The sequence below is a fragment of the Nostoc spongiaeforme FACHB-130 genome (assembly GCF_014698475.1).
In the GTDB taxonomy this organism is placed as follows: Bacteria; Cyanobacteriota; Cyanobacteriia; order Cyanobacteriales; family Nostocaceae; genus Nostoc_B; species Nostoc_B spongiaeforme.
In genome coordinates, this window is the sequence record NZ_JACJTB010000038.1 from 1 (window position 1) to 22260 (window position 22260).

A 22260-nucleotide genomic window follows, 5' to 3' on the forward strand; every position below is an offset into this window, starting at 1 on the left:
TCAACAGGGTCGAACCGTCTACCATATTCATTGGGAGACCTCAAGCTTTGGTGTCGTTACCTTTATCTTGTGGTTTCCCCTTCTTTTTTGCTACCCCATCTCACATAAGGCGTCTTATTCAATCTTAAACAAGTATAATTAAATACAAAAAGGGGACGCATAAATAGATTTACGTCCCCTTTTTGTCTAAAAACAAATATACAGAAATCTAAAACCCCGATTTCTTTTTGTTGTAAAAATTTACAAATAATAAATAACAAAAGATAGATGACAAATCATGACTTTAACTAGTTAGCTGTATTTGTGTAGGAATCCGATTTGATTTCTGAAAAAATCTCAATATATGTAGTGGATTGTTTCAGCTAAAATAGGGCAATAAAATAGCCCAGATGAGGACATCTAGATGGGAAGAGGTCGGCTAGAGAAAGTTCATCTAACAGTGGCACAAAGAGAAAACCTAGAACAAATCAGTCGTATCTGTGATAATCTCAATACCCATAACATCGCTTCACTTTATGAAGCTTTTCCTGCTGTTGAAGCCCACCGTTTAGCTCGACGACTTGAAATTTACCATACTCCTCGAAATGGTAGTTGGTTGAATGTGGCAGAAATTGAACTCAGTGTTCTATCACAGCAGTGTTTGGATAGAAGAATTCCTACCGTTGAAGAACTCAACCAGGAGTTAGAAGCATGGCAAAAAAACTTAATCATACTGCATCAAAGTTAATTTGGCGTTTTTCTACTCTTGATGCCAGAGTCAAACTCAAACATCTTTATCCAGTTTTTGAGGAGGAGGAATCAGGCAAAAACTAAAGCACTAAATTAGCTGAAACAATCCAGTAGTGGACTGAAACGACTAAAATGTTGCATTAGAGTTTGAATAAAATTAATCGCAGATAAACACAGATGGAATTTCGATTATTGCACTAAATTAGCTGTGTCAGTCCACTACGTGTATTTCAAAAATTACATAAGAGTCTTATCGCAACCTAATTACACCAATAATTTGTCAAGGAATAACTCATGTCTGATTTAATTAACAAACAAATTTTGCTAAAAAGCCGCCCTGTCGGTGAACCAAAAGAAAGTGATTTTGCCTTAATAGAAACACCAATTTCTCAACCCGGCGAAGGCGAAGTTCTTAGCCGCACAATTTATTTATCTCTAGATCCTTATATGCGTGGGTTAATTAGCGCGGGTGAATCTTATGCAGCAAATGTGGAATTAAACTCAGTCATTGTGGGTGGTACAGTTAGCCAAGTCATTCAATCAAATCATCCGCAATTTCAAGCCGGGGATTTTGTTCTGAGTGGTAATGGTTGGCAAACTCATGCAGTAGCTAAAGGCGAGACATTGCGGAAACTTGATCCCAGCCAAGCACCTTTATCTTATAGTTTGGGTGTGTTGGGTATGCCTGGACTAACTGCTTACGCGGCGCTGTTGGATATTGGTCAACCCAAAGCAGGCGAAACGGTAGTGATTTCTGCTGCTTCTGGGGCTGTGGGCGCAGTTGCAGGTCAAATTGCCAAAATTAAAGGTTGTCGAGTCATTGGAATTGTTGGCAGTGATGACAAGCGAGATTATATAGTCAAAGAACTAGGCTTTGATGCTGGGATTAATCGCAAAACTGAAGAATTGAATGCAGCATTAAAAGCCGCCGCGCCTAACGGTATTGACATTTATTTTGATAATACGGCTGGGGTGATATTAGAAACTGTGTTGCAGCAAATCAACTTAGGGGCGCGAATTCCCTTAGTCGGCTTGATTTCCGAATATAACGCCACATCCCCGCCACACGGGCCGAATTTAAGACCTTTGTTAATCAAACGTGCGTTAATCAAAGGTTTTTTAGTTCGTGATTACCAACATCGCACCAATGAATTTGTTAGTGATGTGGCTGGTTGGTTAAAGTCTGGTCAACTGAAATATAAAGAAGATGTCGTAGTTGGTTTAGAAAACGCGCCCCGTGCTTTTATTGGGTTACTGCGGGGTGACAATTTTGGCAAGCTGGTTGTGAAAGTCAGTGAAGACCAACAGTAGAGACAGGGGAGATGAGGGAGACAGGGGAGATAGTGAGTATGCTTATGTAGTAGGACGAAAAACCAGGAGTTTGGGGTTCAAAACCTTACACGCATTCTCAACACCAACCTTTATGCGTAATTCTTAATTAACTCACTAGCTTTTTCTCTCTTATCTATCTTGTCCCCCTTGTCTCCCACGTCTTCCTTATCTCCAGATGATGGGATATTTTTTAATTGGAAGTCCCTAAAGTCTATTAATGAAAATCTCTTTATTAGCTGCTGTTACCAAGAATCGCATATTCTGGGCTGTTTTACTCATCAGTACAGCATTAATCATGACTTTAGTGCTGTCACTGTCTCAAGGCGCAGTCCCCTTGAGTTTTTCGCAATTGTGGGAGGCGATTCTGCATCAAGGTGATCCCACTAATCAAACTATTATCTGGGATTTACGACTACCGCGAATTGTTGCGGCAATGATTGTGGGTGCAGCTTTGGGAATGTCTGGCGCACTACTGCAAGGTATGTTACGCAATAGCCTAGCTGACCCCTTTATTTTAGGGATTTCCGCAGGTGCAGGATTGATTGTGATTGTGATGATCACTTTGCAATTTTTCCCCATTGCTATTCCCTTTGCGGCGTGGCTTGGGGCAATTTTGACCTCCGCCATAGTGATTTTTCTGGGTCGCGCCGGTTCAGGAATTTCTATTGAACGGCTAATTTTAGGAGGGGTTGCGGTCAGTTCTTTATTGGGTGCGGTGCAGAGTACATTATTATTACTCGCTGAAGATGGTCGCATTCAAGTGGCGTTGAGTTGGTTAGTGGGTAGTTTGAATGCTAGGGGATGGAAAGAAATTACGACAGCAGGGCCTTATATTATGGTGGCGCTGCTGTGCGGATGGTTGCTGGCGCGGTCTGTGAATGTGCTGGCTTTGGGTGATGATTTGGCGGTGGGTTTGGGAGTATCATTAACGCGATCGCGTTTATTAATTGGTGGTGTTGCAACTTTACTCGCCGCCGGTGCAGTTAGCATTAGCGGTCTGATTGGCTTTGTTGGTTTGATAGTACCGCATGGAGTCCGCTTGCTAGTGGGTACAGACCACCGTTTTGTTTTACCACTGTCAGCACTGGCGGGTGCATGGTTGCTTACCTTTGCAGATTTACTCTCTAGACTAGGTGCAGTCGAACTACCAGTTGGTTCTGTAACTGCTTTATTAGGTTCACCTTTATTTATTTGGTTGCTATATCGTCGTTCTTCTGGATTAGGCAAATCGTAAAAGCAGAATTCAGAATAGACAAGCTGTTAAATCTGTAACCTATAACCTGTAACCTGTAACCTGTAACCTCTAACCTATCACCTAATATAAAATGCCTCTAGAATTACAAAATCTCACTGGTGGTTACACCGCAGAACCAATTGTTCAAGATATTAACCTCACCTTGCAAACTGGAGAATGGTTAAGTTTAGTTGGTGCGAATGGTTCTGGTAAATCAACATTACTCAAATTATTAAGTCGAATTTTGACACCGCAAAAAGGAATTGTCTTACTTGATGGTAAAGCAATTCATTCTCAACCGCCGAATGTAGTAGCACAGAAATTGGCATTATTACCACAACAACAAACTGTCCCAGTAGGATTGAATGTGCGGCAATTAGTCAGCTTAGGACGTACACCGCATCAACCTTGGTGGCAATGGGAGTTAACAGCTCAAGATTGGCAAAAAGTTGATTTGGCAATTCAAAAAACTCAACTAGAAAATAAGTGCGATCGCCCAGTTGAACAACTTTCTGGTGGTGAAAGACAACGCGCATTTTTAGCTTTAGCACTGGCGCAAGAACCAAAGGTTTTGTTATTAGATGAACCAACTACTTATCTAGATATAAATTATCAATTGCAATTATTAGAATTGTTAAAAAAATTAAATCAACAACAAGAATTAACAATAGTCACAGTGTTACACGAATTAAATTTAGCTGCACGCTATAGTTCTCGTATTGCCTTATTAAAACAAGGAAAACTTTGGGGAGTTGGTACACCAAAAGAAGTGTTAATACCCCAGGCGATTGCACAAGTTTTTGGTGTCGAAGCTGTAATTATCCAAACACCAGTTGGCTTACAAGTTTGTGCCATTTCTGCTGTATGAAATTAAGTATAACTTATAGCCCAATACGGTTCAGTTAGTAATTTTTTCTTCTCTTCGCGCTCTTTGCGCTCTTTGCGGTTCGTTAAAAAAAATGACTTTAACAAAGAGTTTTAGTCTTAATTGAACTGTATTGTCTTATAGCCAATTTACTTTTTTAACTTTACAAAATTGCGTTTTTTGACTGATTTTTTTAGTAAAGAAATCACCAAAATAAATTAATTAACCACCTGATGTTCGGACATAAATTTCTTGTCCTTGAGAATTGTAGACGACAATTGGTAAATTAGAATTTTCACTAATGACTGTGAGAGCTTCTTGTAAAGCTTGCCAATGACTATTTTCAGTGGTGGGGTTGGGATCTTCTGGATTAGCTGGGGACAATTGGCCTTGAATAACTTGTTCATATTCAGGGGTGAGTCTGACAATAATTCCGGTGTAATTTAAGGTAAAGTTACAAATCCGAATTTCCCTGGTGCAAGTTTGAGCTAATTCAACGCGGGCTTCTTGCCAAGCATTTAGCTGTTGGACTTTGGTTTGAGCTTGCTTAAGTCCTTCAGAATAAGGTGCTATGAGACTTTGTGCTTGGGTGTAGTACAAGCTATCTTGAGCAATATTTTTAGCTGTTTGTAAAGCCTGTTCCCAGTATGCAGATGCAGCTTGCCATTGATTGAGTTTTTCGTAGGCTTGGGCTTGTTTGGCAATGTTCAGTGCTTGGAGGTAGCTTTTCGCTGCTAGTTGTTCTAAGGTGGTGCGATCGCGCGATCGCGCTAACTGTGGTTTATATTCTATTAGCAGCTTTTGTGCTTGCGGATAAGCCGGACTAGTCGGCGGAATTGCACTCAAAGCGTTAACAGCAACTTGCCAAGTAGACTGTACCTTTTGCCAGTCTTTTAAAGATTTGGCAGAAGTTTGCCACTTCATTGCTACACTGGCTACCCCCTTAGCATCTGTTAATTTCTTCAACCATTGTTCTTGAGCAACTAACTGCTTATTAACAGTTTGTAAATTAATCCGATACTTCAGTAATTTTGGCTGGATGAAATTATAAAGTTCGCTATTGGGGTTAACTGTTTCTAACGGGACGATCGCTTGTCGCCATAAATGTTGTCTGGCTTGTAACTCTTCTAAACTATTGGTGGGGGTTTGGGTTTTTTGTTCAGCAGTCGTACCAGCTTGCAAAGCTGTGACTACTTGATTAATTTTGTCTGATTGTGCAACTAAAGTAGTTTTGAGTTCCTGGGCTTGTTGATGACGGGGAGACCACTGCGGAATTACATTCAACGCCTCGCTGGTCGTCTCCAGTTGTTGTTTAACCCTGGTTAATTCATTTTCGGACTTAGCACGATTCATCAGTTGGCGAGATTCTGTTTTGAGTTGCATCGCCGCTTCTAACTCTTTGCACTCAGACATCACACAAGGCTGATTTAATAAATAACCACCAATTCCTAAACCCACAATCACCACTAAACCTACACCCAAAAATATTGGTGAGACAACTAACAAAGGTTTACGGCGATTAGAAGTTAAATCTGGTGAGTCTGCTAGGGGATCATAAGGTGTTTCGAGTTCTGAATCTTCTATAGTTTCGGCAATAAATGCAGAATCCGTATTTACCGCCTCTGAGAATGAACCACTGGCGGGAAATGAAGCAGAATCTTCAAAGTTATTAACATCCCCACTTTCCCAAATTCCTAAGTTTTCTTCTCTTTGCTTGATAGTGATGACACGCTTGGCATAGGGAAGCTTGTCGCTGGTGACTCTGATAAAACATTGTACCCGTTGCTCCCTGTAGGTTGGTAAGGATTGAAGTGCATCCTCAATGACCTCAAAAACTTGTTCTGAGTCAACTGTGAGACCAACTGGATGTTGAATCAGAATCATTAACTCATCTTTGTTGACTGCACACCTAATTTGGAAGACTTTACCCGATGGAACTTGTGCCAGAAGTTGTTCTTGCAAAGTTCTGGCTAACAGCTGTAAATCTTCCTGCTGGACTGCCACTGTCATAGAGCGTTCCCGCTGATTATCTATAATTGTTTTTTTATCGTTGAAGGAAGTAAATGAGTCGCTTGGGTTCTTTGAATCCAGATGCACAATTTAACCAACCATAGCCAAAAATAAAATAGACCAACTTTCTAACATAAATTTTGACTGTTATGACCAAATCTAATATCAGTAATTCTTCGTATTTTTGGAATTTTTAATTTTTCCCTGCGCGAATTTACTAATTATGCCGACAATCAAAGTCCACGGGTCATAATTTAATGATCATATTAATTAGTGATTGGTTTAGCTATGTTACTATTTTGAATTCACTAAATCTTAATTTAATAATTTATTTTTATAGATATCTCTTCCTGATGATTTCCAATTTTTCTGGAGTTTTGCTATTGGATATTCTGTTTTAATAAGATAATTTTTACCTTTAAAAATAGGTTTGATCAAAATTAAACAATATACTGCCTGTGTTTATCACAATCTTAACTGATTTGTTAACAGTCTCAAGTATGAAAAAATGAAAGCAGCGATCGCACTACAATTACAGTCAGTTACTCAGTCAAGTCTAAATGTTGCATTCGTTACAAAAATATTTCTATTTTGGGAAACCTATTCAGCCAAAATTTTTGACACAACAGCTAATTTTGTTATATGCTGTCAATTTCACTGAGAAGATTGATGACAGTATATAGATTTAGTTATCTAGTAGTCTTATTTGATATGTGAACAAAGGAGACAAGGAGGACAAGGGAGATATATTTGTAAATCATTTATATAGATTAATGTTAGAAAATCATTTGCGGCATTTGCTGAATTCGATAGAATTGATCCATAAAAAATTAATGTATAAAGATGAACTAGACTTGATTCTGCAATTATGGTGCTGTAAAAAAGAAACAACAGCACCATAAAAATACTGTTGGTAGTGGCAAAACAAGGTGCATAACAATGGATTTATTAGAGTATCAAGTTAAAGAATGGTTTGGGAACATCGGTATTCCTGTCTTGCCTTCCCAAAGAATAGATCATCCCACTGACCTCAAACGGTTAAAAATTCGTTATCCAGTTGTCCTCAAATCCCAAGTGTATGCAGGCGAAAGGATTCATGCTGGTGGTGTGAGAATTGTTGAGACAACCATTGATGCGATCGCCGCCGCCCAAACTATTTTTAATTTGCCAATCTGGGGCGAGTTACCAGAGGTCTTATTGGCAGAAACTAAATATGATAGCAAACAAGAATTTTATTTAGCAGTAGTTTTAGACACGGCTGTTTGCCGACCTGTACTTTTAGGTTGTAAAGAAGCAAATATTGATTGGGAATCTGCCGGCGAAAAATTACAGTATGTCGTAGTAGAACAAGAATTTTCGCCTTTTTATGCGCGGCGACTAGCTTTAAAGATGGGGCTGCAAGGTGCGCTGATGCAGTCAGTCAGCAACGTTGTGGAAAAGATGTATGAGTTATTTATCCAAAAAGATTTAGACTTAGTAGAAATTAATCCTCTAGCAGTTAATGCCGCTAATGAAGTGATGGCACTCAATGGCAAAGTCAGCATTAACGAAAGAGCTATTGGTCGTCATCCAGAACTGGCGGAATTAGCAGCAAAAATTAGTCACCGCCACAGCAATCATAAAAATCCCAGCAAATCAAAAGACTTAAACGGTGGCGACACCCAAGGTAAAATCGGCATTTTGGGAAATGGGGCGGGTTCGATTATGGCTACCTTTGATTTAGTCGCCAGCCTTGGCGGTAAACCAAGTCATCCCCTGAATTTGCGACATGGGTTGTTAACCGACACTTCACCGACAAGTTTTGGCGATCGCTTAAATAAAGGTCTGAATCTCCTCGCGGCTGACAAAAGCATTCAAGTAATTCTGATTAACCTGCTTGGTAGTATCCCCCAAGCCGAAGCCGCCGCCCAAGTCATTGCTAAATTTATCCAAGATTATCAAAATCAAAATCGCCGGGAGTTTCATATTCCCCACTTGGTTGTCCGCTTGGCTGGTTCAGAGTTGAATGTCGCGCAAGATTTATTAGCCAGTGTTGAAAATCAAGGTGAACTTGTATTAGTCGAAGATTTAGATGAAGCCGTCGCCCAAGCTGTTCGTCTGGCTAAACCTGTTACTTATCAACGTGTCAAGGTTAAGTAAGTTGTCAATGGTCAATGGTCATTTGTCATTAGTTATTAGGCTAGTACAACAAGGCAAAAGTAAAAAGGTAAAAGGTAAAAGAAAGAATATTTATACCACAAGCCTTTTCGCAATTCCTGATGGTCTGTTTATTTATACTTCGTACTTCTTATGAACTTAACGTCAGATAGTAAAGTTATCATCCAAGGTTTTAGTGAATTTATCTCAGAAACTAATATTGTACAGATGCAAGCTTATGGTACAAATTTGGTTGCTGGTGTGAATCCTGGTTTTGGTGGACAAAAACAATATAATTTGCCAGTCTTTGATTTAGTTGAAGAAGTTGTGGCACAGTTCGGCACAATTGACACCACAATTATCTGTGTTCATCCTTATCAAGTATTAGATGCAGCTTTAGAAGCGATCGCCTCTAACATTCGTCAAATTATTATTATCTCGGCGGGAATGCCACCATTAGATATGGTGCAGTTACTCCGCAAAGCCGAAGCTTGTGAAACGTTGATTGTCGGGCCGAACAGTCCTGGAATCATTGTCCCTGGAAAAATTCTGTTAGGCACACAACCAAGTGAATTTTATACCCCTGGCCCTGTGGGAATTGTCAGCCGCAGCAGTACTTTAACTTACGAAGTTGCTAGGGAATTAACCAAAGCTGGTTTAGGACAATCAATTAGTGTCAGTATTGGCAGTGATGCGATCGTGGGTTCATCATTTTTACAATGGCTGCAAATTCTCGATGAAGATGAAAATACAGAAGCGATCGTTTTAGTTGGTCAACCCGGTGGTGGTAGTGAAGAAGCCGCCGCCCGATATATTACAGAAGCAATTGATAAACCAGTCATTGCCTACATCGCAGGTAGACAAGTATCACCTGTGAAAAATTGGCAACAAACTGGCACTTTAGCCGCAGTGATTGGCCGTGACCCTAATTTTGGTACAGCCCAAAGTAAATTAACAGCGTTGAAAGAAGCTGAAGTTCCTGTTGCTGAACGTCCTTCATTGATTCCTGAATTGGTTATAAGTGAGTTGAAAGGTTGAATTTTGCCTGCTGCAAGTAATTTTTGCACTCAGTGTTTCTATATTGGTAACAAATGCACAGGCTGTTGTTAATACAAGAACTTAATTTTGCACGACTACTGATAACGCTGTGTGCAATTTGCTCTTAAACCTAACCCCCAACCCCTTCCCTACAAGGGAAGGGGAGCAAGAATCAAAGCCTCTCTTCTTGCAGGTTACAGTGTACACACAAGTTGCTGCATTGACATTGTAAATGTATTGCTCGACATTGTGAATGTATCGCTTGACATTGTGATTGTGTTGCGTAACATTGCGATTGTATCGCCTAACATTGCCAATGTATTGCGTAACATTGTGATTGTACCGACTAACATCGAGATTGTATCGCCTGACATTGCCAATGTATCGACTACATAATCAACAACTACGCCGCAACCATTCTAAAATTTCATTAACTGATTGCTTGAGTGTAAAGACTTTGAGAGTGTTGTAGTCGGGTATGGGGTCGCTAATCAAACAAATTGCACCTTCAAACTTGCTGATGGCGTTGAGAAACGCATGGCTGTATGTCGCCTCACCTGTAAGATTAGTTGCACCTGGGTGAAACAATAAAACCACTTGCTTGTCAGTTTCTAGCAATTCCCAATAGGTTTGCAGTTCCGCCATTGTTTTCGGTGTACCATCTGGACATTTAGGACAGCCAGCTTTGACAAGTGCTGTGTAAATTTTGCTGGCTGGGTTATCTGGTGCGATGAATTTACTCGTGTCGATACAAATTAAGTGAATGTTTTGGCTAAGTTGAGTGTCGTTGTTAATTGCAGTTTGCAAGTTTTGGAGTAAGTCAAGATGGTTAATCAGGATTGTTTCAGCGTTTCCTTGATGCCAAGCTTGGTAGAAATCGGGGTAAGGCATATTCTGAGAACATTTCCAGATGACATTGTAGTTTGCATCAAATTGCAAATAATCTTTTAAACCTGCGATAACTAAAGACCGATGCCGATTGTCTTGTATAACTTTCTCTAAACTTTCTGCTGTCTCCCCACGGGCGTAGCCAGACACATCTTTTGATTGCAGCAGTTGCACCAAAGCGGAGATCACTTGTTGATTTCCTGGGTCGATTTTCTCTAAACTTTCTGCTGCCAGCCTACGGGTAGAGTTATCCACATCAGGTGAATGCAGCAATTGCACCAAAGCGGCGATCGCATTTTGATTGCCTATGCCGATTTTCCCTAAGCTTTCTGCTGCTTGCTTACGGGTGTCCTCAACCACATCAGATGAATGCAGCAGTTGCACCAACGCCGCGATCGCATCTGGATTGCCTGGGTCGATTTTCCCTAAGCTTGATGCTGCATTCCTACGGGTTTTGTTATCCACATCTTTTGATAGCAGCAGTTGCAGCAAAGCGGCGATCGCTTGTTGATTTCCTGTGCCGATTTCCCCTAAGCTTTCTGCTACCCGCCTACGGGTGAAGTCAGACATATCTTTTGATAGCAGCAGTTGCACCAAAGCCGTGATCGCTTGTTGATTACCTGTGCCGATTTTCCCTAAGCTTTCTGCTGCCAGCTTACGGGTGTAGTCATCTACATCTTGTGATAGCAGCAGTTGCACCAATGCCGTGATCGCTTGTTGATTACCTGTGCCGATTTTCCCTAAGCTTTCTGCTGCCAGCTTACGGGTGTAGTCATCTACATCTTGTGATTGCAGCAGTTGCACCAATGCCGTGATCGCTTGTTGATTACCTGTGCCGATTTCCCCTAAGCTTGATGCTGCCTGCCTACGGGTGTAGTTATCCACATCAGATGATTGCAGCAGTTGCACCAATGCCGCAATCGCATCTGGATTGCCTGGGTCGATTTCCCCTAAGCTTGATGCTGCCTGCCTACGGGTGTAGTTATCCACATCAGATGATTGCAGCAGTTGCACCAATGCCGCAATCGCATCTGGATTGCCTGTGCCAATTTCCCCTAAACTTAATGCTGCCTGCCTACGGGTGTAGTTATCCACATCAGATGATTGCAGCAGTTGCACCAATGCCGCGATCGCATCTTGATTGCCTGTACCGATTTTCCCTAAGCTATATGCTGCCAGGATACAGATGGAGTAACCCACATCAGATGATTGCAGCAGTTGCATCAATGCCGTAATTGCATCTTGATTGCCTGTGCTAATTTTCCCTAAGCTTTCTACTGCCAGCTTACGGGTGTAGTTATCCGCATCAGATGATCGCAGCATTTGGATCAATGCCGTAATTGCATCTTGATTGCCTGTGCCAATTTTCCCTAAGCTTTCTATTACCAGACTACGGGTGGAGTAATCCACATCAGATGATCGCAGCACTTGCACCAATGCCGAGATCGTATCTGGATTGCCTGGGTCGATTTCCCCTAAGATTGCTGCTGCCAGCAAACGGGTGGAGTAATCCACGTCAGATGATTGCAGCACTTGCACCAATGCCGAGATCGTATCTGGATTGCCTATGCCGATTTTCCCTAAGCTTTCTGCTGCTTGCTTACGGGTGTCCTCAACCACATCAGATGAATGCAGCAGTTGCACCAACGCCGCGATCGCATCTTGATTGCCTGTGCCGATTTCCCCTAAGCATTTTGCTGCCTCCCTATGAGTGAAGTAATCCACATCAGATAATTGCAGCAGTTGCACCAAAGCAGCGATCGCTTTTGTTTTTTCTGTTTGTTGTAGTGTTGATCTAGCTTCATATTCAATTGGATCAAGACATTGCTCCCACTTTTGTTTTTCTGATAAATAACCAAAACCCCATTTGACAATTTTCTCTACTATCTCATCTGCTTGAAGACAATCTTTAAACTCAGCAATTCCCGCCGCCGCTAAAAAGTAAGCTTGATATTCATAAAAACCTTTGTCTACATCTTCCCTATTCCACTCACCACATCCATCTTTAAAATTTACCAAAGCATTAATAAAATCTTGCTGCTGCTGTCTTAGGTTTTCTTGTCTTCGTCCTAACCATAGCAATATCACCTCTTTCCATTGCGGTTGAAAAATGCGGTAAGTTCCTTGTGTTGGGTTGTGAGAAACATGATTCAAAAACTCATGCCAGTGATTAACATTTAAAGCTGCGAAATATTCTTGAAAGTTGGGATGAAAGAAAGCATAAACTTCCTCCTCAGTTTCAGCTACTCTGTCTACTAAATTTAACCAGCCAACATCACAAGCTAATTTAAATAATCTCTCGCCCATTTCTTGACGTGCTAAACTCCGCCGCAATCGAAACCTTGCACTACTGTTAATACCTGCAAAAGCTAATTTGCTTAAAGCTCGGTGTAATTCATCCTTTAAATCGTCAGAGTTACACAACTCAGTAGATAACTCTGATTTCCATTCATAGAAATAGAAAGTAAATCTCTGATAAAGTGCTACTTTCGTTTCTGGTAATTCTCCCTGCTTATCCAAATAGAATGTCTGACACAACAGCGACAACCGCAAAGGATTCGTCACCAATTTACGAATATTTTCATGTTGAGTTGCTTTTAGCTTATCCTGTAGTGTTTTCCCTTTCGCTAAATTGCCAGCACGCTCAAACCACTGTTGAATAAATTCATCAATTTGTTCTGGTTTAAACTCTTGAGTTTTATAAGTATCAAATCCTGCGAGTGTATTATTAACCTGGGCATCCCAAACATTTAACCGACAAGTTAAAACCACTCGCGCTTGTCTCAGAGATGCTGTCAGTTCTTGATTAATTTTGGCTAATGCTTGGACAGGTGAATTTTCACCCATTTCATCCACGCCGTCTAACAGTAGCCAAACTCCCCCTTTAGCAAAACACTCAATTAATTGACGTTCAATTTCTGGCGTAACGACAACATCAGATTTAACTAATTTCATTGCTTCAGCCAGCCATTGCTTGAGCAAATATTCCTCAATTGTTCTTCCCTGTAAGTTGGCGAGAGAAATACAAATAGGTAAATCTTGAGTGTTGTTTTGAATAAAGGCAGCTATTGTACTCAATAAAGTAGTTTTACCTGCTCCTGGTTCACCAATGACGGCAATATGTTTATTATTTCCGCTTGGCTGTTGTGTAATTACTTCTCGTAGAAATGCGTCATGTTCGTATGTTTTGACTATGACTTCTTGCGTTAACTCATAGACATGTTCTCTGTCTCGCTGTTCATCTAGTTGTCGCCGTTGCTGCTGTTTGCGTTCCACCAACCCCAAGGGAACATAAACGTTAACTTCAAAACCTTGTTCTGTCGCTTTACGTCTGAGTCTTGCAGCTTCCTGCTGATTTTGCAGCATGGTGGTGCAAACTTCACGCCAATCATTGGGAGTTAACTTTGTCCCCTCCTCCCCTGGAGACGACTGTAGTCAGTTGTAAGTATTATTTTGTTGCTCAATGTTGATTTGTTGAGCAACCATCGCACCTTTTTCTGCTTTAATTTCTTCTGCTAACTTCGCAAAGTTATTGACAACTGACGGCTGAGACTTGATTTCATTTGCTTTATTTTTAATTTCCTTAGCAGTCTCAGACTGATCATTATTAACTGCTGCTTCGACTTCTAAAACTGCTTGAGCAATTTCGGGGTCTTGTGCGGCTTGTGTCAGTTCTAGCACTGCTTGACCATAATCTAAACACTGCGATTCATTACTGGTAAGAGATGGTGCTTTATTCTTTTGGCGCAGTAATTCTAGCAACTTACCAGGAGCAGTCCATAAAACATCACCAATATTTTCGCCGATTTTCTCCTGTGCTTTAGTCCACAGTATATTTGTGATCGCAGTAGCTACAGCAGTCAAGCTCACAGTTATCATAAATCCACTATCAATAAACCAAATAGTGTCAAAATTTGATGTGTCTATTCTACTAGTAAAACTACTGACGCGCTAAACCTGAAGGCGATCGCCCTTGGCGGCTATTTAGTCAATTGCAACGAAACTGGACAATTTTAGGTAAGATGGGGTGCGATCGCCATAACTCATCAAAAGTAATCTTACCTATATTTCTCCACAGATTCCACAGCAACATTAAATTGTTGAGCAATCTGTTCTACACTCATCCCACTTTTCAGTAACAGAGGGACAGCAACTTTCAAAATTTCTTCTCGACCTTCTTCTTTGGCTTCCTGATATACTCTTGTTTCCTCTAAACTCAGTCCTAGCATAGCTTCTACTTCCTCTCGACTCAAAGATGAAAACTTGTAAACAGCAATTGTCGTAATAATCTCTACGATTTCGTTTTTCGGCAGTGTGCCTGTTTCTTCTAATTTTACTCGTTGAATTAGTTGCTTGGCTTGCTCTGCCATTGTTTCGGAAGATGCAGTTGTCAACTGCATTAAGTTGATGCCTATTGGTAGAGTATCAGAAGTACCTAACTCATCCAAATAAATGCGCTGCACTTGGTCGCTGTTTAAAAATATGCGATGGGTTCTTTTATCGTTTGGTTCTAAAGAGCGTGATGGAAATATTACCACGCAGTACCAATCATCGTATTGAGATTGATTGCGGTTCAAATATATCATTGATTCCGTAAAAAACCGATGATAAAGACTTTCGTCTTTCTGAAATTGAACTTCGGCAAAAAAGATAACTTTGGGTGTTGCGTCTTCTGGTGGTAAGAAAACACCATCAATCCGAAAGGCTGTTTCTTTTACTTCGACTGATTCAAATCGATAGTCTTGCGCCTGTGCAGGACGGTTATCAACGAGTTCAAATATTAACGCTGGAAACCGCTTGAAAATTTGGTAATAAATAGAGTCACGTTTCACAGAAATATCTAAACATACGAATCATTTCAAGATTAATTTTATCTTAGTATATGAACAAAATATACAAAGGAAACAATATTTTTAAATCATAAATAATTGTTAATGTATATCCAACAGCAAAATAACTACTTGTTGCGACAATAGCACTAAATTACTTCCTGAATAAACTACTAATTTCATATTATAAACCCAGCCTATAGTCAATATTTATTGTATTAAAATATGCTACTGATTTCCTCGAAATTCAACAGGATTATTTTCTAGAAAAATTGGGTATTTTTTCATAAAAATTTTCATATTAGTGCTTGACAAGTATAATTTTATACTTTAACATAAAGGCATGATAAAGGCGATCGCCCAATTCAATCTAGAATAAAGTGATCGCCCTTATCTAAACCCAAAACTGAAATAAAAGCGATCGCGTAATTCCGGCAAGAAGGCGGCGATCGCTTTTATAAAAACCCAAACCTGGAGTTTCAACCCCATGATTGCATATTTACTACAATTTGCCCAATCCAAATTAGTGCAGTTCTTAGGCACAAATGCCAATTCCCCCAGCCGCAAACAATTCGCACCACAGCCATTTCCCCACAGAGAACCAATCAAACATTTGCTCATCGGTTCTCCCAAAGCTGTCACCAGTACCATTCACCACTTGCATCTGCTGGGCTACGCTAATGTTGCAGATTGGAGTTCACTACTTCCAACCGACAATCCAGATGAGGTGATGAGTATTCTAACTCGGCAAATTTTGATGTAATGAGTAGTGCTGTACACTTCGACTTCGCTCAGTGTACAGAACTGAGTAGGGTAAATTGAAAAAGACGTTGCAGTGCAACGTCTTTTTTAACATCTAACCTCAACGAAATATACCTCTGCTTCTTTCTCACTAAGCCTGTGAAATAAGCTAGAATTCAAGCATATCAAGCATTTCCACATTAAAAATTTCTTATGTTGGAGACTTTACAAACTCAAATTTATCAACTCGAACAATTTGCCAACAATGTAGTTGCTAACCAACTCACACACTTAAGTTTGTTGAGTGTGGGGATTATTTTTCTGGCTGGCTTACTCACCAGCTTAACTCCCTGTATGTTGTCGATGCTACCGATTACCATCGGCTATATCGGCGGCTATGAGGCGAAAAGTCGTCTACAAGCAGCAGCCCAGTCTACTTGGTTTGCATTAGGACTGGCAACTACTCTGGCTGGAATGGGAATCATAGCTGGTTTAGTCGGCAAGGTTTACGGACAAATTGGATCTGGTTTACCCATTATTGTCAGTATCATCGCCATTATTATGGGGCTGAACTTGCTCGAAGCATTGCCCTTACAATTTCCTTCGTTGGGCGAGACAAATTGGATTTCTCAAGATTTACCGCCGGGAGTGCGTTCTTATTCAATTGGCTTAACTTTTGGTTTAGTGGCTTCTCCTTGTAGTACCCCGGTTTTAGCAAGTTTACTCACTTGGGTTGCCAGCACAAAAGACTTAATTTTAGGCGCTGTTTTGTTACTGTCTTATACAGCAGGCTATGTAGCCCCTTTAATTTTGGCGGGTACTTTTACTGCTGCAATCAAAAAACTGCTGGAGTTGCGTCGTTGGTCTGGTTGGATTAACCCGGTTAGCGGGGCGCTATTGGTAGGATTTGGTGTTTTTTCTTTGATTTCTCGCATTCCCTTTGGCAGTTTGTAACCCATGACTTTAGATAATTCAGCGTCCACATCCACAACATCAAGTTGGTGGTTAGCACCTTGGCGATTTGTGCGTCAGGAGGTTTTGCCTGTACTGACAGACTTACGATTAGCGATCGCCTTATTATTAATCATTGCCTTATTCAGCGTTAGTGGCACGGTAATAGAACAAGACCAGTCAGCCAGTTTCTATCGCACTAACTACCCAGAACATCCAGCTTTGTTTGGTTTCCTAACCTGGAAGGTCATCTTAATAGTTGGTTTAAATCATGTTTATCATACTTGGTGGTTTAGCGCGTTACTCATCTTGTTTGGTAGCAGTTTAACTGCTTGTACTTTCACCAGACAGTTACCAGCCTTAAAAGCTGCCCAACGTTGGAAATATTACGAAGAACCCCGACAATTCCAAAAATTAGCTTTAAGTGCAGAATTAGATACTGCTTCTTTAGATTCCCTCGCTCCCTTATTGCAAAACCGTCGTTATAAAATTTTTCAAGACAAAGACAATATTCTCTACGCTCGTAAAGGCATAATTGGACGTATCGGCCCAATTATTGTACACATTGGGATTGTGATGATTCTGTTAGGCGGCATTTGGGGTTCCATGACTGGATTTACCGCCCAAGAAAAAATTCCTAGTGGCGATCGCTTTCAGGTAGGAAATATCATCAATGCTGGCCCTTGGGCAAATACCAAACACTTAAAAGATTGGTCAGTGCGGGTAAATCGGTTTTGGATTGAATACACACCCTCTGGCAGTATTGACCAATTTTATTCTGATATGTCTGTTTTAGATGATGACGGTAAAGAAGTTGACCGCAAGACAATTTTCGTTAACCAACCTCTGCGTTATCGTGGTGTAACCTTCTATCAAGCCGATTGGGGAATTTCTGGTGTCCGGTTCCAATTTAATAACAGTCCGGTGTTTCAATTACCAATGGCGGCGTTAAATACCAGTCCGCAGCAGGGAAGAATGTGGGGGACTTGGATACCTACCAAACCCGATTTGAGTGAGGGTGTGTCTTTAATTGCCAAAGACTTGCAAGGCATGATGTTAATTTATGACAGCAAAGGTCAGTTAATTACAACCGTACGGGCTGGGATGGCGGCCGATGTCAACGGTACGAAACTCAAAATCTTAGAAGTGATTGGTAGTACTGGCTTACAAATCAAATCTGACCCTGGCATCCCCATTGTTTATGGTGGTTTTGCCATTTTGATGGCGGGTGTGGTAATGAGTTACTTCTCTCATTCGCAAATTTGGGCATTACAAAAAGGCGATCGCTTGTATGTGGGTGGTAAAACTAATCGCGCTCAAGTTGCGTTTGAAAAAGAAGTCTTAGAGATTTTAAATGGACTAAATTCGCAGTCAACAGTAGCAGTGAGTTAGAGTTTAACTCTTGACCCTCTTTATTTAGAATCTCTCCACTAAAATCAACACTTACATAAATTATGAAGGCTGAATAAATATAGTGATTTTCTCTGTATCTTCACTGTAATTATTCAGCTTTTATATTTTTTAGTGTGCAGAGAAATATTATTTATTACTGAGAATTACAGCTAATTCTATTTTTTGATGCTTTTATATAGACTAAACTTATTGTTATTCAGATAATCATCAAAAATATTTTGTATTTTGACTCTTGTATCTTAGCAAAAACGATTGTTAGAGAAACTAAGTTACGCCTGAATTTTAAGCATACTTTATAAATCCAGTATTACAGGCATTAGATTTATAGAGTTTTACTTATTATAATATCGATTAATTTATATAGTAATTTGATCACTACCGAGACGAAGGGCATTTCCTCAAGGCTTTCCTCTCACATTATCTGTATTTTTACCAGTTTTGGCTCACTAACATTTGTTACCAGATAACAATCAGCCTCAAATTCTCATCTTTGTTCGCTCGATTGATATTTCGTTATAAAGACTTGGCAAAAACAACTTTTAACTATAGACGTTAAAAATCTGAATGGGATACAAAGTAGTTACCCGAAAAAAAGTAGCTCCGATACAACCAGTGTTTTCCAACGGTAATCAAGTGAATGATTGAGATTTCATTACTTGATTAAAAGAAATCAAAACTTAGTTAATTGCGTATCAATAATTTATGGCAAACATGAACAGAATCCGCTTTGGAATGATTGCTGCTGCTACTTTAACTTACTCACTTTCCATTATGGGTTCAGCAGGTGCAACAACTACCAATACTACATCTAAAAAAGTAGTTACCATTCAACAAGCCATTAAGGAGGCTCCAATAGCTGCCAAAAAGGCAAAAGACAGTGCAGATGCGCTCAACAAAGCCGAAGCTGCACTAACAAAAACCACACAAGTCGCAACCAAAACTAAACAAGATGCCATCAAGGTATTAAATTCTGCTGAACAAACATTTCAAAAAGCAGATGCAGATTTTATTTCTGCCAAAGCGGCGTATGATACCGCTAATAAGACTTTAACTGATGCCAAAACAGTTTATGATGCTGCTAATAAGACTTTAACTGATGCCAAAACAGTTTATGATGCTGCTAATAAGACTTTAACTGATGCTAAATCTGCCCTAGCATCTGCTCAAACTCAGTCTCAAAAAGATTCAGCACAACAAGCTGTAAACAACGCTACTACAAGCTTTAATACGGCAAATACCAAGTTGAATGGTGCAAAAACTCAGTTTACTAATGCAACTACCAAGCTAAATGATGCAACAAGTAAATATAACTCTGCAAATAGTAAGCTGAATGACGCAACAAGTAAGCGCACCACATCTGAACAAGCTAGAAATCAAGCTAGTCAACAAGTGCAAACTGTCACTGCAAATGCAGACAAGCAGGTTAAAGATGCTGAAGATGCAAGAAATCAAGCCAAATTAGAAGCAGACAATGCAGCTAAGTATTCCGTCGAGGCACAAGAAGCCGCCAAAAAGGCTAGTGACTGGAGTACAATGAAGCGACTCACTATCAAAGATAGATCAGAAGATAAAAATTTCTTATCTATACTGCCCCAGTTTCAAGCTTTAGTACAAAAAGAAGGTGTGGCGATTCCCGCAGATAAAGTCAAAGCACAGAAAGTAGACTTTTCTCAACTATTTTTGAAACAAAAGCACAATGTACGTGTTTGGTTCCTGAACGAAGGCGCTGCTTATAAAAACCAGTTAGCCTATGAATCCATTCGGGGTGACAAATACGATAACGGTATGATATTTGAAAATGTTTCTTGCAACAGCACCAAGAATAAGTGCGAAAAAGGCGAGAAAGATGGTGTTTTAGATATCGGTGATTTTGTAGATGTGGGTAGTTTTAAGGCTGGTACGCAGCTGAATTTCTTACTCAAAGCTGATGGTTATAGCGCGAAACCACAAAATGGTGATATTTATGGTGCAGACCCAACTCTGAACCCTGATGGATTACAACACTTAATGGGTTGGAAAATTGGCAATTATCTGATGATGGGTTTTGAAGATTTACGCAATGGTGGCGATAAAGATTACAACGATACAATTTTTGTTGTTGACTTTGGTAAAGACAATCTCAAAGCCTCTGCTGTACCAGAACCTTCCGCTACACTCCCCATTTTGGGCTTAGGCGCATTGGGAATGCTGAAATTGCGTCGCCGTCGTCGTTAATAGTTTAGAACTGACGCATCAAGGTTGTCTGTGGAGAATGGGTGTAATGGTTTTAAGGATGTAGGGTTTTGAACACTGATACCTCTTTACCCTACCCTAAAACCTTAATTTTTCCTGTTGTTTAATACTAAGTTGCTTTCAGGAATAGTATTCCTACTCCCCATTCCCTACTCCCATCCCAGGCTACTATCTTTAACTGCAACTAGGTATAAGCATTAGCGATTAATTCGCTGATGCTTTTTGATGGCGTACTTCAATAACTGTATGCACGTTACCTCTAGGGGCAAAATCGGCTTTAACAGTAATTTCTAGCGGATCACAAGCTGCAACCATGTCATCTAAAATTTGGTTGGCAGATTCTTCATGGGAGATATAGCGATCACGGTAACTGTTAATGTAAAGCTTCAGGGCTTTTAATTCTACTACCCGTTCATCTGGTATGTATGTAATATAAATTGTGGCAAAGTCTGGATAGCCAGAAAACGGACATTTACAGGTAAATTCCGGTAAAGTAATGTTGATATCATATCGCCTACCTAATCGCGGATTGGGAAAGGTAATTAAACTACCTTCCGCAATGTTGCGTTCGCCATACTTTACTTCTGATGCTTCCTGGGTCATGGGTCAATTATCCTTGGTCATCTGTCGCCTCAACAATAATAGGCGAAAAGCTGATTAAGATAAAAATTCTTTGATTTTTGACTTTTACCTTTTGCCTTATTTTTACTCTTGTTCCCAGTCAGGACAGTTTTGATCATCCCAACCGTGGGGGTGCATAGCGCAAACTAGCAAGTTACCACCATAAACTTGACCGTGATAGTTAGTACAACCTACACAAGCAGGATTTTGTTCTGGTGTGGGTTCCACTGAGTAGGGAAACCCCGGATCTGCATCTGCAACTACATCTTCTAGTTCCCAATACATTTCTAGGAAGGGTGCAGATATTTCTTGTAAGTATTGTTCTACGTCAGCAGCAATGTTATTTTGTACTTGCTCAGTCAATTCTTCTGTGAGGTCAAAAAAGCTATCAACCATATCATTCATTCCTTGAAAGAAGCGTTCGACTTCCTCTGCCACTGTTTCTACGATTCCCATTAAATCTTTTTGCCACTCTTCCATAAAATTGACGCTCTTACTGGCTATAAAATTAGGATGCTAGTAACCACCCCAATTGAAGTACATAAATACATTCTAGGCAATGTATGTTATCAACTTATTGGGTAATATTCTGAGTTGTAGTACTATTTGCTGCTGATGCTGAAAGTAAAAACAAACTGCCGTTTATTAATCGCGTTGCAGTCTTTTTAATTCTTCTTGCAGTTTTAGCACTTGGCTACGCAAGTCATCCACATTTTCCGTTGAGGTCTCTTTTACAGTTGGCTCTTCATCTTCCTCTAGGATTTCGATGCGACGAGGTTCAGAAGGAGTTGTTTTTTCAGTAGGATCAGCAGTGGGTGTTTGTGGCTGTTGCGCTTGCTTCATCATATCCTCAACGAAGCGGCGGGCTTCTTCTGTGTTCATTTCGCCCCGCGCCACCATTTCATCTGCCAGTTTTTGGACTTGCGATCGCAATTCGGCTACTTTTCCTCCAGCTTTCTCACCTGCGTAAGAAGCCAAGCCAACACCGAGGTAAAAAGCTTTTTGTACAATATCTCCAAAACCGGGCATTGCTGCTGATCGCTCCTAAAAATAGGGCGACCCGGAGACTACGCCTACTACAAGCATCCCGTATTGCTGCTACCTTCCGGTTCTGACAAAGTTTAGGCGTTGCAGTCGCATAGATCCAGGTCTAATGAAATAATAACACTAAAAGTTCGTAAGTGTGTCCTACTCAACCACATTTTTTTTCGTCAAGCTGGTAGTTAACACAGACCCAAAAA

Annotated in this window: 16 protein-coding genes, 1 other RNA gene and 1 pseudogene; 10 read left to right on the forward strand and 8 right to left on the reverse strand. The window is 40.3% G+C overall.

Annotated elements, in window-relative coordinates; genetic code table 11:
• Positions 1-475: 475 nt before the first annotated feature.
• The 4 genes and pseudogenes from H6G74_RS22880 to H6G74_RS22895 form a co-directional block, all read left to right on the forward strand.
• Positions 476-813: pseudogene (locus H6G74_RS22880) on the forward strand (transposase); the annotation flags it as partial.
• Between the two features lie 210 nt (positions 814-1023).
• On the forward strand, positions 1024-2040 hold the full coding sequence (locus H6G74_RS22885; RefSeq protein WP_190969846.1) for an NADP-dependent oxidoreductase: 1017 nt from the start codon (positions 1024-1026) through the stop codon (positions 2038-2040).
• A 238-nt stretch (positions 2041-2278) separates the two neighbouring features.
• On the forward strand, positions 2279-3295 hold the full coding sequence (locus H6G74_RS22890) for a FecCD family ABC transporter permease (RefSeq protein WP_190969847.1): 1017 nt from the start codon (positions 2279-2281) through the stop codon (positions 3293-3295).
• Between the two features lie 91 nt (positions 3296-3386).
• A complete protein-coding gene (locus H6G74_RS22895; RefSeq protein WP_190969848.1) occupies positions 3387-4163 on the forward strand; it encodes an ABC transporter ATP-binding protein in 777 nt (258 codons plus the stop codon).
• A 219-nt stretch (positions 4164-4382) separates the two neighbouring features.
• Here the strand turns inward: H6G74_RS22895 and H6G74_RS22900 are convergent, their stop codons facing one another.
• A complete protein-coding gene (locus H6G74_RS22900) occupies positions 4383-6170 on the reverse strand; it encodes a hypothetical protein (protein ID WP_190969849.1) in 1788 nt (595 codons plus the stop codon).
• A gap of 939 nt (positions 6171-7109) precedes the next feature.
• On the opposite strand from H6G74_RS22900, the gene H6G74_RS22905 reads away from it, so the two are divergent.
• The gene (locus tag H6G74_RS22905) at positions 7110-8309 is read left to right on the forward strand and encodes a succinate--CoA ligase subunit beta (protein WP_190969850.1); all 1200 of its coding nucleotides are present in this window, start codon (positions 7110-7112) and stop codon (positions 8307-8309) included.
• 150 nt (positions 8310-8459) lie between these two features.
• Positions 8460-9344 (forward strand): succinate--CoA ligase subunit alpha, encoded by an 885-nt coding sequence (locus H6G74_RS22910; protein WP_190969851.1) that lies wholly within the window; start codon positions 8460-8462, stop codon positions 9342-9344.
• Positions 9345-9740: 396 nt separating this feature from the next.
• On the opposite strand, the gene H6G74_RS22920 is transcribed toward H6G74_RS22910, so the two are convergent.
• The 3 genes from H6G74_RS22920 to H6G74_RS22930 all read right to left on the reverse strand — a co-directional run bounded on the left by H6G74_RS22920 (position 9741) and on the right by H6G74_RS22930 (position 15064).
• Positions 9741-13598, reverse strand: a complete 3858-nt coding sequence (locus H6G74_RS22920; protein WP_190969853.1) for a HEAT repeat domain-containing protein — start codon at positions 13596-13598, stop codon at positions 9741-9743.
• A gap of 69 nt (positions 13599-13667) precedes the next feature.
• Positions 13668-14111 carry a hypothetical protein gene (locus H6G74_RS22925; RefSeq protein WP_190969854.1) on the reverse strand — a complete coding sequence of 148 codons (444 nt, stop codon included), beginning with the start codon at positions 14109-14111 and terminating at the stop codon, positions 13668-13670.
• Positions 14112-14290: 179 nt separating this feature from the next.
• Entirely contained in the window at positions 14291-15064 is a 774-nt protein-coding gene (locus tag H6G74_RS22930; protein WP_190969855.1) for an Rpn family recombination-promoting nuclease/putative transposase, read from the reverse strand.
• 484 nt (positions 15065-15548) lie between these two features.
• Here H6G74_RS22930 and H6G74_RS22935 point away from each other — a divergent pair, with 484 nt between their 5' ends.
• The 4 genes from H6G74_RS22935 to H6G74_RS22950 all read left to right on the forward strand — a co-directional run bounded on the left by H6G74_RS22935 (position 15549) and on the right by H6G74_RS22950 (position 20380).
• The gene (locus H6G74_RS22935; protein ID WP_190969856.1) at positions 15549-15824 is read left to right on the forward strand and encodes a hypothetical protein; all 276 of its coding nucleotides are present in this window, start codon (positions 15549-15551) and stop codon (positions 15822-15824) included.
• Positions 15825-16015: 191 nt separating this feature from the next.
• Entirely contained in the window at positions 16016-16756 is a 741-nt protein-coding gene (locus H6G74_RS22940) for a cytochrome c biogenesis protein CcdA (RefSeq protein ID WP_190591412.1), read from the forward strand.
• Positions 16757-16759: 3 nt separating this feature from the next.
• Positions 16760-18145, forward strand: a complete 1386-nt coding sequence (locus tag H6G74_RS22945; RefSeq protein ID WP_190969857.1) for a cytochrome c biogenesis protein — start codon at positions 16760-16762, stop codon at positions 18143-18145.
• A gap of 723 nt (positions 18146-18868) precedes the next feature.
• Positions 18869-20380 (forward strand): DUF4114 domain-containing protein, encoded by a 1512-nt coding sequence (locus H6G74_RS22950; RefSeq protein WP_190969858.1) that lies wholly within the window; start codon positions 18869-18871, stop codon positions 20378-20380.
• 222 nt (positions 20381-20602) lie between these two features.
• Here H6G74_RS22950 and queF read toward each other — a convergent pair whose 3' ends face one another.
• The 4 genes from queF to ffs all read right to left on the reverse strand — a co-directional run bounded on the left by queF (position 20603) and on the right by ffs (position 22170).
• Positions 20603-21001, reverse strand: a complete 399-nt coding sequence (gene queF / locus H6G74_RS22955) for a preQ(1) synthase (protein ID WP_190969859.1) — start codon at positions 20999-21001, stop codon at positions 20603-20605.
• 102 nt (positions 21002-21103) lie between these two features.
• Positions 21104-21499, reverse strand: a complete 396-nt coding sequence (locus tag H6G74_RS22960) for a hypothetical protein (protein ID WP_190969860.1) — start codon at positions 21497-21499, stop codon at positions 21104-21106.
• Positions 21500-21664: 165 nt separating this feature from the next.
• Complete coding sequence (locus tag H6G74_RS22965; RefSeq protein ID WP_190969861.1) at positions 21665-22048, reverse strand: phasin family protein; 384 nt, start codon at positions 22046-22048, stop codon at positions 21665-21667.
• A 25-nt stretch (positions 22049-22073) separates the two neighbouring features.
• Positions 22074-22170: signal recognition particle sRNA small type (gene ffs, locus H6G74_RS22970), an RNA gene on the reverse strand.
• Positions 22171-22260 lie beyond the last annotated feature (90 nt).

What these genes read in the sequence shown, in the direction of transcription:
- H6G74_RS22885 (WP_190969846.1), top strand. Translation starts at nt 1,024, where the DNA reads ATGTCTGATTTAATTAACAAACAAATTTTGCTAAAAAGCCGCCCTGTC.
- H6G74_RS22890 (WP_190969847.1), top strand. Translation starts at nt 2,279, where the DNA reads ATGAAAATCTCTTTATTAGCTGCTGTTACCAAGAATCGCATATTCTGG.
- H6G74_RS22895 (WP_190969848.1), top strand. Translation starts at nt 3,387, where the DNA reads ATGCCTCTAGAATTACAAAATCTCACTGGTGGTTACACCGCAGAACCA.
- H6G74_RS22900 (WP_190969849.1), bottom strand. Translation starts at nt 6,170, where the DNA reads ATGACAGTGGCAGTCCAGCAGGAAGATTTACAGCTGTTAGCCAGAACT.
- H6G74_RS22905 (WP_190969850.1), top strand. Translation starts at nt 7,110, where the DNA reads ATGGATTTATTAGAGTATCAAGTTAAAGAATGGTTTGGGAACATCGGT.
- H6G74_RS22910 (WP_190969851.1), top strand. Translation starts at nt 8,460, where the DNA reads ATGAACTTAACGTCAGATAGTAAAGTTATCATCCAAGGTTTTAGTGAA.
- H6G74_RS22920 (WP_190969853.1), bottom strand. Translation starts at nt 13,598, where the DNA reads ATGCTGCAAAATCAGCAGGAAGCTGCAAGACTCAGACGTAAAGCGACA.
- H6G74_RS22925 (WP_190969854.1), bottom strand. Translation starts at nt 14,111, where the DNA reads ATGATAACTGTGAGCTTGACTGCTGTAGCTACTGCGATCACAAATATA.
- H6G74_RS22935 (WP_190969856.1), top strand. Translation starts at nt 15,549, where the DNA reads ATGATTGCATATTTACTACAATTTGCCCAATCCAAATTAGTGCAGTTC.
- H6G74_RS22940 (WP_190591412.1), top strand. Translation starts at nt 16,016, where the DNA reads ATGTTGGAGACTTTACAAACTCAAATTTATCAACTCGAACAATTTGCC.
- H6G74_RS22945 (WP_190969857.1), top strand. Translation starts at nt 16,760, where the DNA reads ATGACTTTAGATAATTCAGCGTCCACATCCACAACATCAAGTTGGTGG.
- H6G74_RS22950 (WP_190969858.1), top strand. Translation starts at nt 18,869, where the DNA reads ATGGCAAACATGAACAGAATCCGCTTTGGAATGATTGCTGCTGCTACT.
- queF (WP_190969859.1), bottom strand. Translation starts at nt 21,001, where the DNA reads ATGACCCAGGAAGCATCAGAAGTAAAGTATGGCGAACGCAACATTGCG.
- H6G74_RS22960 (WP_190969860.1), bottom strand. Translation starts at nt 21,499, where the DNA reads ATGGAAGAGTGGCAAAAAGATTTAATGGGAATCGTAGAAACAGTGGCA.
- H6G74_RS22965 (WP_190969861.1), bottom strand. Translation starts at nt 22,048, where the DNA reads ATGCCCGGTTTTGGAGATATTGTACAAAAAGCTTTTTACCTCGGTGTT.